Source organism: Clostridium sp. LXY-7, assembly GCF_056172015.1.
Window position 1 is genome coordinate 135,880 of the sequence record NZ_JBLLJL010000004.1, and the last position, 14,649, is coordinate 150,528.

Genomic DNA, 14,649 nt, shown 5'->3' on the forward strand with positions numbered 1-14,649 from the left:
ATGAAGAATAATGCGGTGGTAGAGCTTGGAAGTGTACAAAACGACCAACAGGAAGAAAAAATAGAATTGGTTAGTCCGGGTCTTTTTTATAAAGAGGATGACCTATATAAATTAAAATATCAAGAAACTGAATTATCAGGTCTAGGAGATACCCTTACAACCTTTGAAATTGGTAGAGATTACTTTAATTTAGTGAGAACAGGGGAAGTTAATACTACTATGGAGTTTAAAAGAGGTGGAAGTACCACTATCATATATAATACACCCCAAGGAAGTATGTCTCTTCATATTAGGACCAAAGATGTGAATATAAATATTGATGACAATGGCGGTAAGGTATATGTAAATTATGATATTTTAGTATCTAAAAATGACATTATAAATACTAAGCTTACAGCTAATATAAAAGTTAATAACTAAAATATTTTAACCATTAATGCACAATGAACAGTACTGAATAATTCTTAAGGATATCCATAGTTAAGAATTATTCAGTACTGTAAATTGTGCATTATAAATAATATGTTATCTATGGGGAGGGTACTAGGGTATGTATAACTCCAATGATATTATAGGGGAAAGTAAAAGTATAAGGCATATCAGAGAGGTAATTGAAAAAATTGGAGGAAGTTCTTCACCAGTATTTATATATGGTGAAACCGGCACGGGAAAAGAATTAGTTGTACAAGCTATACATAGTAGCTCAAAAAGAAGAAATAAGCCTTTTATAGCACAGAACTGTGCAGCTATACCAGAAAATTTATTGGAGAGTATCTTTTTTGGGATTGGTAAAGGTGGATTCACAGGAGCTATTGAGGGTAAGGGATTATTTGAAACAGCTGATGGTGGAACATTATATTTAGATGAACTTAATTCTATGGATATTAGTTTTCAAGGTAAATTCTTAAGAGTTTTACAAGAAAAAGAAATAAGAAGAATTGGGGATAATGAAACCAAAAAAATAGATGTAAGAATTATTGCTTCAGTAAATGAGCATCCTGAAAATCTTATAAGGGAAAAGAGACTAAGGGCAGATTTATATTATAGATTAAATGTTGTGAGAATAAATCTACCATGTCTTAATCAGATAAAAGATGACATACCAATACTGATAAATCATTTTATAAAGAAGTTTAATTATAAGTTTAATGGCAATATCAAAGGCGTGGATGAAAGGGTTTTAAGTTATTTAGTGCAAAAGGATTATGAGGGTAATATAAGAGAATTGGAGCATATTATAGAAAGAGCTTTTAATTATAAGAAAGAAGGATATTTAACTTCTAGAGATTTAGATATATTTTTAGATAGTAAAACTGGTACTTCTTTAAAGGAAAAATTAGAGTCAGAAGAGAGAAAGTATATAAATGAAGCTCTTATAATATGTAATTATAATGTAAGTAAAGCTGCAAAGTTTTTAGATATACCTAGACAAACACTTCAGTATAAGATTAGAAAATATGGATTTAAGTAGGTTTAAAACAGAGCCATTAGACTTGATTAATAAGTAAATCTAATCTTTCTGTAAATGGTTTGCTTCGCAATAATATATAGTTCTAAAATTAAAAACCATTAAAACAGAGCCATAAATAAAAATTAAACGCCATCCATAAGGATGGCGTTAGTTTGTATAATGATATTTAGATATTCCACTTTAATAATTTTATTTAACACAAAAAAGTATAGCATTAAATAAAATTCTATGCTATGATAATATATGTTTTTAAAAATATAAACAACACACCCATTTTACAGGGTAATTACTATTATAGGTGAATTTGTTTAAAGAGTCAATAGGTTTTGTGAAAAATTTTATTAATAACATAGGCATTTAGAATAAAGACTTTAAAGAGCATAGTTTGAGATAAAATTTATTGATATGAAGAATTTATATATTATCAAGGAGGAGTAAATATGAATACAAAGTATGTGTTTGTTACAGGTGGTGTTGTATCGTCATTAGGGAAAGGGATTACAGCAGCTTCCTTAGGCCGATTATTAAAAAATAGAGGACTTAAGGTTTCTATTCAGAAATTTGACCCATATTTAAACGTAGATCCAGGGACTATGAGTCCATATCAACACGGAGAGGTATTTGTAACCGATGATGGTGCGGAAACAGATTTGGATCTTGGACATTACGAAAGATTTATAGATGAGAATTTAAGTAAACATAATAATGTAACTACAGGGAAAGTATATTGGTCAGTGATATCTAAAGAGCGAAGAGGTGATTATTTAGGTGGAACTGTACAAGTTATTCCTCATATTACTAATGAAATAAAGGATAGGATGTACAGAGTTTCTAGAGAGGAGAACATAGATGTAATAATAACAGAGATTGGTGGAACTGTTGGAGATATAGAATCATTACCATTTTTAGAAGCTATTAGACAAATAAAGTATGAGGTGGGAATAGAAAATGTATGCTTTATTCATGTGACATTAGTTCCTTATCTGGGAAAGGCAGGAGAACTTAAGACAAAGCCAACTCAACATTCTGTAAAAGAACTTAGGAGTATTGGAATTCAGCCAGATATTATAGTTTGTAGAAGTGAAAAAGAGATATCTAAGGAATTAAGAGATAAAATAGGTCTATTTTGTAACTTGGATGGAAAATCAGTTATACAAAATTTGGATGCAGAAAATCTTTATGAGGTTCCATTGATGCTTCATAAGGAAGGGCTTGATAGATTAGTTTGCGATAAACTTGATTTAAATTCAAAGAATATAGATAATACAGATTGGATTCGTATGGTTGACAAGTTGAAGGGTTTGAAGAATACTGTAACTATAGGATTGATTGGAAAATACATAGAACTTCATGATGCATATATTTCTGTAGTAGAAGCATTAAATCACGGTGGATTGGACAATAATGCTAATATAGATATTAAGTGGATAAATGCTGAACATGTTACAAAAGAAAATGTCAAAGAATTACTAGAACTAGTAGATGGTGTTTTGGTACCAGGTGGATTTGGAGATAGAGGTGTAGAGGGAAAGATTGAAGCTATAAAATATGCAAGAGAAAATAAAATACCATTTTTAGGGATATGTCTTGGTATGCAATGTGCAGTAATCGAGTACTCAAGAAATGTTTTGGGGTTTAGCGATGGTAACAGCTCAGAATTTTGTCCTGATACTCAGTATCCAGTTATAGATTTAATGCTTGATCAAAAGGATGTAGATGAAAAAGGTGGCACTATGAGATTAGGCTTATATCCTTGTAGATTAGCTAAGGATAGTAAGGGCTACCAAGTCTATGGTGATGAAGTGGTCTATGAAAGACATAGACATAGATATGAATTTAATAGTAAATATAGAGAAGAATTTATAAATAATGGATTAATTCTAAGTGGAACAAGTCCTGATAAAAAACTTGTTGAAATAGTAGAGTTAAAGAACCACCCATGGTTTATGGCTGTACAATTTCATCCTGAATTAAAATCGAGACCAAATAAACCCCATCCTATTTTCTCTGGTTTTATAAAAGCAGCACTTAATAATTAGACTTTGTTTTAAATGGTTGTTAATTTTAGAACTACATATTAAAACAAAGTCAATAATTAAAAGATATAATATAATCTTAGAAACTATTACTATATGATTTGATAATACTCATTATATTTATGTGAAGTACTTAGTTTACTCATAAACATCTACAGATTCACTATAAATGATTATGAGTAAGTTGAATTTTATAGCTATTAGTAGGACTAAGTATACATAATTAATACTTTTGAAATTAAAGGTATTAATTATGAAATTGAATAATTATAGGGAAATAGTGTCTAGAATAAGGTTATTGAGTAATTAGCGTAGTACTGATATAATTAGTTTAAGTAAAGTATAACGGACTTTACTTGATAACTTTATGTCTTTTTATATTGTTTACAGGAAGACCACACATTAAAAGCACTCCAATAAATCCCCAAAACATAGAAAAAGGAATTTCTTCAAAGAAAATAAGAGAAATGATGAATATAAATCCACCTAAATAAAAAAGAAATCTTCTAAAATTTTTATTTTTAAAATTGATCATAACTTTCAACCACCCTAAAATTTAATTATTATAAAGTATATAAAATAAAATTTATGAAAATAATTTATATGAAGTTAAGCTATTGATAGATAGGTATTTATTATATATAATTATATCATTAAATTTACTATATAAGGAATAAGCATAATCGGTTGATATAATTAAGTTTAACTTTGTATGTAGTTTAAAAATAAGTTTAACACTTAAGTAAATAAGTCATATCTTAATGAAATCAAATAATAACGCTGTCTTATTTTACATGTATATGTGTAACAAATTTTTAATTGATGTATATGAATTTCCCATGATTTAAGTATTTTATAAATTTGGAGGTGATACACTTTGAATAAAAAGGATTTACATAGCATGAATCTTTCTGAATTGAAAGAGATTGCTAAGGAATTAGGTATTAAGAATATTTCAAAGTTTAAAAAAGTAGAATTAATATTAGAAATTGAGAGAGTTTCTCCTGTATCAATAGAAAAATCAGGAGTTGTATTAAGGGAAAAAATTGCACCAAAACAATTAAGAGAAGTTACAAATGAGGTCAGTGATACTATAGAGAAAAAGATAGAAATTAAAACAGAAGAAAATGTAGAGAGTAGAACAGAAGAAAAAATGGAAGAGAATAGTGAGGATGCTCAACAAATAATGCAAGAAGAAAAAATACAGACTCAAGAAGAAAAAAGAGAAAAACTTAAGTTGTTAATAAATGAATCAGATACTGCAAAAGGTGTGTTTGAATTAAGTGATAACGGCAATTTTGGGTTGCTTAGAATGAATAATTATTTAAGTGGAAGCGAAGATATATATGTCTCTATATCTCAAGTTAGGAGATTTAACCTTAAAACAGGAGATGAGGTTGAAGGTAAGGTTAGGATGTCAAAAGAGGGAGAAAAATATAAAGCTCTTTTGCAAGTTTTAAAGATAAATGGTGAAGATCCAGAAAAAGCCATAGGGAGAGTCCCGTTCGAAAAATTGACTCCAATATATCCTACAGAAAGGATAAGATTAGAAACTCGTGATAGTAAAGATTTATCTCAAAGACTTATGGATATTATAATCCCAATTGGAAAAGGACAAAGAGGAGTTATAGTAGCGCCACCAAAGGCTGGAAAAACTACATTGCTAAAGAATATAGCACATAGTATAACTGATAATCACCCAGAAATTAAAGTTATAGTACTCTTAATAGATGAGAGGCCAGAGGAAGTAACAGACATGCAAAGATCTATTCAAGGAGATGTAGTGTATTCTACTTTTGATGAAGAGCCAGAACATCATGCAAAGGTTGCATCTATGGTGCTTGAAAGAGCTAAGAGAATGGTAGAGCAAGGACAAGATGTTATAATACTATTAGATAGTATAACAAGACTTGCGAGAGCATATAATTTGACTATTACTAGAACTGGAAGAACTTTATCAGGTGGGCTTGATACAGGTGCATTGCTCATGCCTAAAAAATTCTTTGGAGCAGCTAGAAATGTAGAAGAAGGCGGAAGTTTGACCATACTTGCTACAGCACTAGTTGAAACAGGAAGTAGAATGGACGACATGATATTTGAGGAATTTAAAGGTACTGGAAATATGGAAGTTCATTTAGATAGACAACTTCAAGAAAGAAGAATATTCCCAGCTATAGATATCTATAAATCAGGAACTCGTAGAGAAGAATTACTTTTAACAAAAACACAGTTAGAAGTGAGTTATAATATTAGAAAAATAATGTATAGAGATGGAAATCCTCAAGCTGTTACAGAAAAGCTTTTGGGATTATTGTCTAAAACTAAGAGCAATGATGAATTTTTTGATTTAGTGAGTAAAAATATAGATATGCTTAGATAATTTTTAATACAGAAATGAAGATAAAACTCTTTTATCTTCATTCCAAATTTGCATTAAAAACCTAGTTAAGAATTGATATAAGTTCAATTCTTAACTAGGTTTTTATTTATAGTATAGCAAAGCGATAGAATGAAAAAAACCCTTAAATAAAAGCAGGAGAAGATATAACATCTTCTCCATAACCTAAATATATATGACTATTCGCTTTTAAGGTTGAATTTTTTCATGAATTTATCAACTCTTCCGCCAGCATCAACAATCTTCTGTTTACCAGTAAAGAAAGGATGGCATTTAGAGCAGATTTCAACTTTAAGTTCTGATTTAACAGAACCAGTTGTAAAAGTGTTTCCGCAAGCACATTTAACAACTGTATCATGATTATAATTTGGATGTAATCCTTCTTGCATATCTTTTCACCTCTTTCGAAATAACATATATATCCGTACTGTCAACCACTAAATTATAACATATACATAATAGAGAGTCAATAATATTACTAGAGGATTAATTGCTGTGTCTGATTGGTTTTTGATGGGCCTTCAGATATTTTAAACAATATTACTGTTAAAATATCTGAGTTTCGTAAGAGTAATAAAATACAGATAGCAAGATGTTGTAGCTACATGTATTTTTCCTTATTAGAAGCTCGGAGGAGTCATAGCCCAAACAGATATACTAGTCTCATTACCTATATTTATATATCTATGAGGTAATGTACTATCTAAATAAATGCTATCACCTTCATTTAGAATATATTCTTGCTCACCATATTTTATTAATAAAGTTCCTTTTATAACAACACCACATTCTTCTCCTTCGTGGCTTAATAGTTTTTCCACGTTAGCATTTCCAGGTTCTAAAGTTATATGTAAAAATTCAATCCTCTTATTTAAGTCAGGACAAAGAAGTTCATATAGATGATTTGATGGTGACATTTTAAGAGCTTTACGTTCATTTTTTCTTACTACAGGATTTTTATTTATGTTGCTTTGTTCATTAAAAAAATATCCTATGGAAACATTTAAAGATTGGGCAATTCTCCATAGTGAATCAACAGAAGGACAAGCAAGTTCTCGTTCAATTTGACTAATCATTCCTGTGCTTAAACCACTTTTATTAGAAAGCTCTACAATACTCATTCCTAAAGACTTTCTTAAAGTTTTCACTCTATTCCCAATTTTAACGTTCAATATATTTCCTCCTAGCTAACTTTAAAATTAAATTAATAAAAAAGTTTATGCTAAAATTTTACTATAAATATACTAATTTTCATAGACCCTTTTCTCTTATTTTGTTATAACTCTTAAATATTAATTTGCTTAATAGAAACTTTTTTAATAAAATAGGTTTATAGTTAAATGAAACAACTTTGGAGGTTAAAATGAGTAAATTATATTTTAGATATGGAGCAATGAATTGCGGTAAGTCTACTAGCCTATTACAAGTAGCTCATAATTATGAAGAAAGAGGAATGAAAGTTATCATAATAAAACCTAAGACTGATACTAAAGGTGGAGATAAAATAGTATCTAGATTAGGAGTTACAAGAAAAGTTGATTTACTTATAAGTGACAAAGAAAATGTATTTGAAGAGGTAAAAGAATATATAGATAAAAATGGGAAAATAGATTGTATTCTGGCTGATGAAGTTCAATTCTTCAAAAAGACTCATATAGATGAGATATTTAATATTGCTATTATATTAAATATTCCTACAATATGCTATGGGTTAAGAACAGATTTCCAAATGGAGGGCTTTGAAGGAAGTGAAAGACTGCTTTTATTAGCTCACAGCCTAGAAGAGCTGAAAACTATTTGTAACTGTGGCAGAAAAGCTATATTAAATGGTAGAAAAATAAATGGAAAATTTGTTTTTGAAGGAGATCAAGTGGCTATAGATAATGAAGATAATGTAGAGTATGAGTCATTATGCGGAGATTGTTATTATAAATACAGGAATGAATATAACAATGGATAGAGATATTATTAAGTTTGAGTATTATTTGTCTGTTGAAAATATATTTTTGATACGGTAAAATTTTAAAACTAGTCATTAAATAAAATGGTATAAATTTAAATCATAAAGTAGGTGTTGGTGAATGAAAAAAAAATATAACGTGGGAGGACAGGCGGTTATCGAGGGGGTCATGATGAGGGGCTCTAAAGGAATGGCTACTGCGGTTAGACTTCCAAATGGAACAATCGAAGTAAAAGAAGAAAAGTATGTAAGCATAGTAAAAAAGAATAAGATTTTGGGATTGCCAATAATAAGAGGGTTCATATCTCTTATAGAGTCCCTTACTATAGGAATGAAAAGCTTAGAATTCTCAGCATCGTTTTTTGAGGAAGAAGATAGTGAACCTTCAAAATTTGATAAATGGTTTGATAAGACCTTTAAGGGAAAGGGGAGCAGTATAATTATGGGTATCTCTTTAGTTATCTCCATGACATTAGCAGTTCTGCTTTTCTTTATATTACCAACCCTTTTAACAAGTTTTATAAAAACCTATGTAACTTCACATTCTATAATTTTAAATATAGTAGAGGGAATTATTAGGGTGTGTATATTTATTGGTTATGTTTATTTGGTTGGAAAAATGGAAGACATAAGTAGAGTTTATCAATATCATGGTGCAGAACATAAGGCAATTTTTTGTTATGAAAGTGGAAAAGAACTTACACCAGAGAATGCTTCCAAATTCCTAAGATTTCATCCGAGATGTGGCACTAATTTCTTATTTTTAGTTATGGTAATAAGTATAATTATTTTTTCATTTACTGGATGGCAATCAGTATGGCAGAGAATAATATCAAGAATAATATTATTACCAGTAGTATCAGGAGTTACTTATGAAGTTATAAAATGGCTTGGCAATAATAATGGTAGTATATCAAAAATCATAGCGGCTCCAGGTATATGTCTGCAGAAATTAACGACAAAAGAACCCAATTTAGAAATGTTAGAAGTTGCAATAAAGGCATTAAAAACAGCAGAAGGGTTAGAATAGAAGAAGAGGGTAAAATGGAAATAGGAAAATTATTAACTAAGGCTTATGATATATTAAAAGAAGAGAATATAGAAAGTTATATGATTGATGCTCAATTGCTTTTATGTGAAGTTCTAGACATGTCAAAACTACAATTAATATTAAATAGAGATGAATATGTAGATTATGACAAGGAGAGAGAATTTCTTCAGTTGATAGAGAAGAGAAAAAATAAAATGCCAATAAAATATATATTGGGCAATTGCGAATTTATGGCTCTTAATTTCAAGGTTAAAGAAGGAGTGCTTATTCCTAGACCAGACACGGAAGTACTGGTGGAGGAATGTATTAAGATAATTAATAAAAATAAGCTTAAATATGTGTGCGATATGTGTTGTGGTAGTGGTGCAATAGGGCTTTCTATAGCTAACTATACAGAAAATAGTGAAATCTGGCTTTATGATATAAGTGATATTGCACTAAAGGTAACCAAGGAGAATATAATAGGTCTTGAACTAGAAGATAAAGCTAAAGTATCATATAGTAACTTATTTGCTACAGCTATTGAAGATAACTTAAAGTTTCATATAATAGTATCAAATCCACCATATATAAAAACAGAAATAATTCCTACATTAATGGAGGATGTTAAAAGTTATGAACCTTTCATAGCTCTCTGTGGAGGAGATGACGGCTTGAATTTTTATAGAGATATAACGATTCAAAGTAAAGAAGTTTTACTTCCTGGTGGATATTTAACTTTTGAAATTGGTCATGATCAAGAAGATGAAGTCAAAGAAATCATGAATAGAGAAGGATTTTTAGATATATATGCATTAAAGGATCTAGCAGGGAATCCAAGGGTAGTAGTGGGAAAATTACCATAAATTTTTTTAAGACAAAAATTGAAAATAGAGATTTTTATGGTATAATGAAATGATGTAAAGAATTAAGTAATAAATGAACAATGCTCAATTATCAATGATTTATTAGGAGAAAACTCCGAGGATGGTTTAAAGAGATTATGATAAAGAAATTTTAGCCTTTATTGAGTATTGAACATTGATAATTGAAAAAGCGGAGAGTGTTATAGATATGTTACAAAGATTAGATTTTTTAGAAAATAAATATGACGAATTATCAAACAAAATAGGTGACCCTAGTGTAATGGCTAATCAAAAAGAATGGCAAAAGCTTTGCAAGGAGCATGCAGAATTAGAGGTTATAGTTACAAAATATAGGGAATTTAAAAATTCACAGGATGAGTTAGAATCTAATAAAGAAATGCTTAATGAAGAATCAGATAGAGAAATGAGAGAAATGATTCAAGAGGAGATAAAAAGATTAGCTCAAAATTGTGAAACTTATCAAGAAGAACTAAAGATATTGATGCTTCCAAAGGATCCTAATGATGATAAAAATGTATTCATCGAGATAAGAGGAGGGGCAGGTGGAGATGAAGCGGCTCTATTTGCAGCAAACCTATTTAGAATGTATACAAGATATGCTGAGCGTAATAGATGGAAAGTTGAGATAATGAGTGCTAATGAAACAGATATTGGTGGATTTAAAGAAGTAGTATTTATGGTTAAAGGTGATAAAACCTATAGTAAACTAAAATATGAAAGTGGAGTTCATAGAGTTCAAAGAGTTCCAGATACTGAATCAAGTGGTAGAATTCATACATCTACAGCTACAGTAGCAGTGCTTCCAGAAGTAGATGACGTAGATGTAGAAATTAATATGAATGATATTAAAGTAGATGTTTTCAGAGCATCTGGAAACGGTGGTCAGTGTGTTAATACAACGGATTCAGCAGTAAGAATGACTCATTTACCATCAGGGTTAGTTGTTTCATGTCAAGATGAGAAATCTCAGTTGAAGAATAAAGAAAAGGCACTTAAAATATTAAGAGCAAGATTATTTGAATTAGCACAAGCAGAAAGATCAAAAGGAATTGCTGAAGATAGAAAGAGTCAGGTTGGAACTGGAGATAGAAGTGAAAGAATAAGAACCTATAACTATCCACAAGGAAGAGTTACAGACCATAGAATAGGATTGACTTTATATAAGTTAGAAGCATTCCTAGATGGGGATATTGATGAAATGTTAGATGGATTAATAACTACGGATCAAGCTGAAAAGATGAAAGCTATGGGAAATAGTAATGAATAATAACTATAAAATTCTTTAGTTAGAGGGTGTACTTATGGAATTTGATAAAGTCCTACGGAAGCAAAGGAAATCTTATAAAAGATTTATGCTCTCAATGGGCTTTATTTTTCTTTTATTGCCCATTATATTGTATTTAAGTAAAACTTTTAATATATTTTTTATTATATATTTATGTATATTAGAATTATTAATCTTATTAGCCATTATTGCTAGATTTAATGATGACTATTTAAAGTTTAGTGTCAATGGAGATAAGATAAGTATATCGGTGCTTATGGGAAGGGTAAAATATAAATTAAACTCTGAGAAGGTAGTTGCAGTACATGCAATACCGCAAGAAAAATATTTTGACATAATGATTATAACTACTTCAACCTTTAGGAATAAGAGAATTAGGATGTTAACAGATAAGACTATAACTAAGTATGAAGGATTAGATAATTTATATAATAAAATAAAACTGCCTGGAAATAGAAATTATTATTACTTAATAATACGGCGAGGTGGAGTGAAAAAACACTTCCTTCTTCATACTTTATTTAGAAGCTGTTTAGCAGCTACATTTAGTGAGAATGCTATAGAAAATATTAAAGAATTTATAAAAGAGAATAAAGCGGGCAAAAGATAAATAAATTGTTACTAAGAGTATTTTAAAAGGAGAAAAATATGAATAGTACAATTTTAAATATAGGGGTTTTTTCCGGTATAGTTTCTTTAATTGGTACAATACTGGGATGTCTTATAGGAATATCCTTAAGGAATCCTTCAAATAAGTCTTTGGGAACATTATTAAGCATTGCTACGGGTATAATTATAGCTATTATATTTTTAGAGCTTATTCCTGAGGCGTTATACAATATAGGATTTATTAGAACCCTGGCAGTAACAATATTAGGAATCATAGTCATTGGAGTCTTAGAATTCATTATGAGGAGAACTAATGTTACTTCAAGTAATCACAGAAAGGTTGCATTCTTAATGGCATTAGGAATCATGCTTCATAACTTTCCAGAAGGAGTTATTATGGGGTTTGGCTTTGTTAAGGAGGCTCAACTAGGAATAGGAATGAGTGTATTAATTTCTATACATGATATACCAGAAGGAATAGCAATGGTTGCTCCTCTTATTGCATCGGGAGAAAAATGGTATAAAATATTATGGTATGGATTTTTGGTTGCACTTCCTACAGCTATAGGCGCCTGGATTGGGATAGCTTTAAATACTATATCATCACTATTTTTAGGATATAGTATTGCTTTTGCTAGTGGGGTAATGCTTTATGTGGCCTTCGGACAAATGTTACCTGAAAGCAATGAATTGTATAGTGATAGTAAAAATGCAGTTTGGATTTTAGTAGGTGTTATTTTTGGTTTTATAATGATTCACTTACTTTAATAATTTGAAATTTTAGATTTAGAATATGGAATTATTAATACAGCTCCAAAGAAAGTTTTAATAGTATTTTAGAATAGAATTTTTGAGATTTTCACATTCATCTTTGATTTTAAATCTTCAGTTGGAAATTAATATAGGGGGATTAGTATGGAAACAAAGGTTAGCATATTAAATGAAAATGACATAAATAAAGATATAATAGATGAAGCGGGAAGGGTTATAAAGAATGGAGGACTTGTTGCGTTTCCTACAGAGACTGTATATGGGTTAGGAGCAAATGCATTAGACGAAGAGGCGGTAAAAAAAATATTTATAGCAAAGGGAAGGCCTCAAGATAATCCGCTAATAATTCATGTAGGAGATTGTAATATAGAGAAATATGTTACTAGTATACCTACTCCAGCTAAAAAAATAATAGATAAGTATTGGCCAGGACCAATAACAATAATATTGAAAAAAAATGTTATAATACCAGATACTACTAGTGCTAAATTATCAACTATAGGTATAAGAATGCCTGATAATGATATTGCTAGAGAGTTAATTAAGGCCTCTGGAGTTCCTATAGCTGCACCTTCTGCCAATATATCAGGAAGGCCTAGTCCTACAGATGTTAATGGTTGTATGGAGGATTTAAGTGGAAAGATAGACTATATATTAGGTGGAGAGGACAGTGTAGTAGGTGTGGAATCTACAATAGTTGACTGTACAGTAAACCCTATATGTATTTTAAGGCCTGGAGCAATAACTTTAGAAATGCTTAAAGAAATAGATGAGAGAGTTTATATTGACCCATCAATCTTATCTAAACCTAAAGGGGACTTTAAACCAAAGGCTCCTGGAATGAAATACAGACATTATGCTCCAAAAGCACCAGTAAAAATTATAAAGGGAGATATTGATAAAACTATTGCAAAAATCAATAAAATAGTGTTAAATTATATAGAATGCGGAAAAGCTGTAGGTATAATTGCTACAGATGAAACTATAAACTATTATAATAATGGAATAGTAGTATCTTTAGGCACTAGAAAAGATATAGATAGTATCGGTAAAAATTTATTTAAAGTCCTTAGAGGATTTGATAATTTAGATGTAGATATAATTCTATGTGAAGCCTTTGAGGAAAAACATATTGGGACTGCTATAATGAATAGATTAAAGAAAAGTGCAGGATTTGATATAGTTGAAGTATGATTAAATGGAGGGAGATAGGTATGAAAATATTGTTTGTTTGTACAGGAAATACTTGCAGAAGTAACATGGCAGAAGAGATTCTAAGAAGTCTTTCTGATATACATGATTTAGAAGTAAAATCAGCAGGTATATCTATCGTCCCTTATTCTAGAACTTCTAGAAATACTGCATCTATATTAAAGCGTGAAATGAATATTGACATTTCTAATAGACAGGCTGTTCAGTTAACAGAAGAAATGCTTATAGAGTCAGATTTAGTAATTACAATGACAGCATATATGAAAGAAGTAATCATTAGTGAATTTTCAGAATTCGACGGAAAAGTTAATATATTAAGACAATTCATCGGAAAAGAAGGGGATGTTTTAGATCCTTTCGGAAGAGATGAGAGTGTTTATTTAGAGACATTTAAAATGTTAAAAGGTGACATTCTTTGTCTTATTGATAAGTTAAAAAAAGATACTAGTATTTAGCTACTGTTATCTTTTTTTTTATATATAATCATATTTTAACATTAAATTTCTTATGGAGGTATTTAGTATGAAAATAGCTATAGGAAGCGACCATGGAGGGTTAAGGCTTAAGAGAGAAGTTATAGCACATTTAGAGAAAAAGAACATAGAGGTTAAAGACTTCGGAACCTATTCAGAAGAATCTTGTGATTACCCAGATTATGCAGAAAAAGTTGGAGAAGAGGTAGTCAAAAAGAATTTTGATTTTGGCATATTGATATGTGGAACTGGTATAGGTATAAGTATAGCTGCTAATAAAGTGCCAGGGGTAAGAGCTGCGCTATGTTCAGACACTTTTAGTGCCCATGCCACAAGGCAACATAATGATGCCAATATACTAGCCCTAGGTGAAAGAGTTGTAGGTAGTGGATTAGCTTTAGATATAGTAGATACATTTCTTTCTAGTGAGTTTGAAGGAACTCGACATGAAAGAAGAGTAAATAAAATAACTGATATAGAAAAAAAATATAGTAAATAGTTTGGAGGAATAATTAAT

General features: G+C 30.0%; 16 protein-coding genes. 13 read left to right on the forward strand and 3 right to left on the reverse strand.

Going from position 1 to position 14,649, the window contains the following annotated elements:
* The 3 genes from ACI48Q_RS13805 to ACI48Q_RS13815 all read left to right on the forward strand — a co-directional run bounded on the left by ACI48Q_RS13805 (position 1) and on the right by ACI48Q_RS13815 (position 3,510).
* Positions 1 to 420, forward strand: a complete 420-nt coding sequence (locus ACI48Q_RS13805) for a YwiB family protein (protein WP_474919700.1) — start codon at positions 1 to 3, stop codon at positions 418 to 420.
* Between the two features lie 130 nt (positions 421 to 550).
* A complete protein-coding gene (locus ACI48Q_RS13810) occupies positions 551 to 1,471 on the forward strand; it encodes a sigma-54 interaction domain-containing protein (RefSeq protein WP_474919701.1) in 921 nt (306 codons plus the stop codon).
* Positions 1,472 to 1,911: 440 nt separating this feature from the next.
* Complete coding sequence (locus tag ACI48Q_RS13815) at positions 1,912 to 3,510, forward strand: CTP synthase (RefSeq protein ID WP_474919702.1); 1,599 nt, start codon at positions 1,912 to 1,914, stop codon at positions 3,508 to 3,510.
* Positions 3,511 to 3,859: 349 nt separating this feature from the next.
* Here ACI48Q_RS13815 and ACI48Q_RS13820 read toward each other — a convergent pair whose 3' ends face one another.
* A complete protein-coding gene (locus ACI48Q_RS13820) occupies positions 3,860 to 4,042 on the reverse strand; it encodes a hypothetical protein (RefSeq protein ID WP_474919703.1) in 183 nt (60 codons plus the stop codon).
* Positions 4,043 to 4,408: 366 nt separating this feature from the next.
* Between ACI48Q_RS13820 and rho the strand changes: the two genes are divergently transcribed.
* A complete protein-coding gene (gene rho / locus ACI48Q_RS13825; RefSeq protein ID WP_474920181.1) occupies positions 4,409 to 5,887 on the forward strand; it encodes a transcription termination factor Rho in 1,479 nt (492 codons plus the stop codon).
* A 197-nt stretch (positions 5,888 to 6,084) separates the two neighbouring features.
* Here the strand turns inward: rho and rpmE are convergent, their stop codons facing one another.
* Positions 6,085 to 6,294, reverse strand: a complete 210-nt coding sequence (gene rpmE / locus ACI48Q_RS13830) for a 50S ribosomal protein L31 (RefSeq protein WP_474919704.1) — start codon at positions 6,292 to 6,294, stop codon at positions 6,085 to 6,087.
* Between the two features lie 231 nt (positions 6,295 to 6,525).
* Entirely contained in the window at positions 6,526 to 7,077 is a 552-nt protein-coding gene (locus ACI48Q_RS13835; RefSeq protein ID WP_474919705.1) for a cupin domain-containing protein, read from the reverse strand.
* 191 nt (positions 7,078 to 7,268) lie between these two features.
* On the opposite strand from ACI48Q_RS13835, the gene ACI48Q_RS13840 reads away from it, so the two are divergent.
* From ACI48Q_RS13840 to rpiB, 9 genes are all read left to right on the forward strand, one after another.
* Complete coding sequence (locus tag ACI48Q_RS13840; protein ID WP_474919706.1) at positions 7,269 to 7,865, forward strand: thymidine kinase; 597 nt, start codon at positions 7,269 to 7,271, stop codon at positions 7,863 to 7,865.
* Positions 7,866 to 7,986: 121 nt separating this feature from the next.
* Positions 7,987 to 8,895 carry a DUF1385 domain-containing protein gene (locus ACI48Q_RS13845; protein ID WP_474919707.1) on the forward strand — a complete coding sequence of 303 codons (909 nt, stop codon included), beginning with the start codon at positions 7,987 to 7,989 and terminating at the stop codon, positions 8,893 to 8,895.
* 14 nt (positions 8,896 to 8,909) lie between these two features.
* A complete protein-coding gene (gene prmC / locus ACI48Q_RS13850; protein ID WP_474919708.1) occupies positions 8,910 to 9,761 on the forward strand; it encodes a peptide chain release factor N(5)-glutamine methyltransferase in 852 nt (283 codons plus the stop codon).
* A gap of 208 nt (positions 9,762 to 9,969) precedes the next feature.
* A complete protein-coding gene (prfA, locus tag ACI48Q_RS13855) occupies positions 9,970 to 11,049 on the forward strand; it encodes a peptide chain release factor 1 (RefSeq protein ID WP_474919709.1) in 1,080 nt (359 codons plus the stop codon).
* Between the two features lie 34 nt (positions 11,050 to 11,083).
* A complete protein-coding gene (locus ACI48Q_RS13860) occupies positions 11,084 to 11,677 on the forward strand; it encodes a hypothetical protein (protein WP_474919711.1) in 594 nt (197 codons plus the stop codon).
* A 38-nt stretch (positions 11,678 to 11,715) separates the two neighbouring features.
* The gene (locus ACI48Q_RS13865; protein WP_474919712.1) at positions 11,716 to 12,444 is read left to right on the forward strand and encodes a ZIP family metal transporter; all 729 of its coding nucleotides are present in this window, start codon (positions 11,716 to 11,718) and stop codon (positions 12,442 to 12,444) included.
* 147 nt (positions 12,445 to 12,591) lie between these two features.
* Complete coding sequence (locus ACI48Q_RS13870) at positions 12,592 to 13,641, forward strand: L-threonylcarbamoyladenylate synthase (protein WP_474919713.1); 1,050 nt, start codon at positions 12,592 to 12,594, stop codon at positions 13,639 to 13,641.
* Positions 13,642 to 13,661: 20 nt separating this feature from the next.
* Positions 13,662 to 14,114 carry a low molecular weight protein arginine phosphatase gene (locus ACI48Q_RS13875; protein ID WP_474919714.1) on the forward strand — a complete coding sequence of 151 codons (453 nt, stop codon included), beginning with the start codon at positions 13,662 to 13,664 and terminating at the stop codon, positions 14,112 to 14,114.
* 67 nt (positions 14,115 to 14,181) lie between these two features.
* On the forward strand, positions 14,182 to 14,631 hold the full coding sequence (gene rpiB / locus ACI48Q_RS13880; protein WP_474919716.1) for a ribose 5-phosphate isomerase B: 450 nt from the start codon (positions 14,182 to 14,184) through the stop codon (positions 14,629 to 14,631).
* The last annotated feature ends 18 nt before the right edge of the window (positions 14,632 to 14,649 follow it).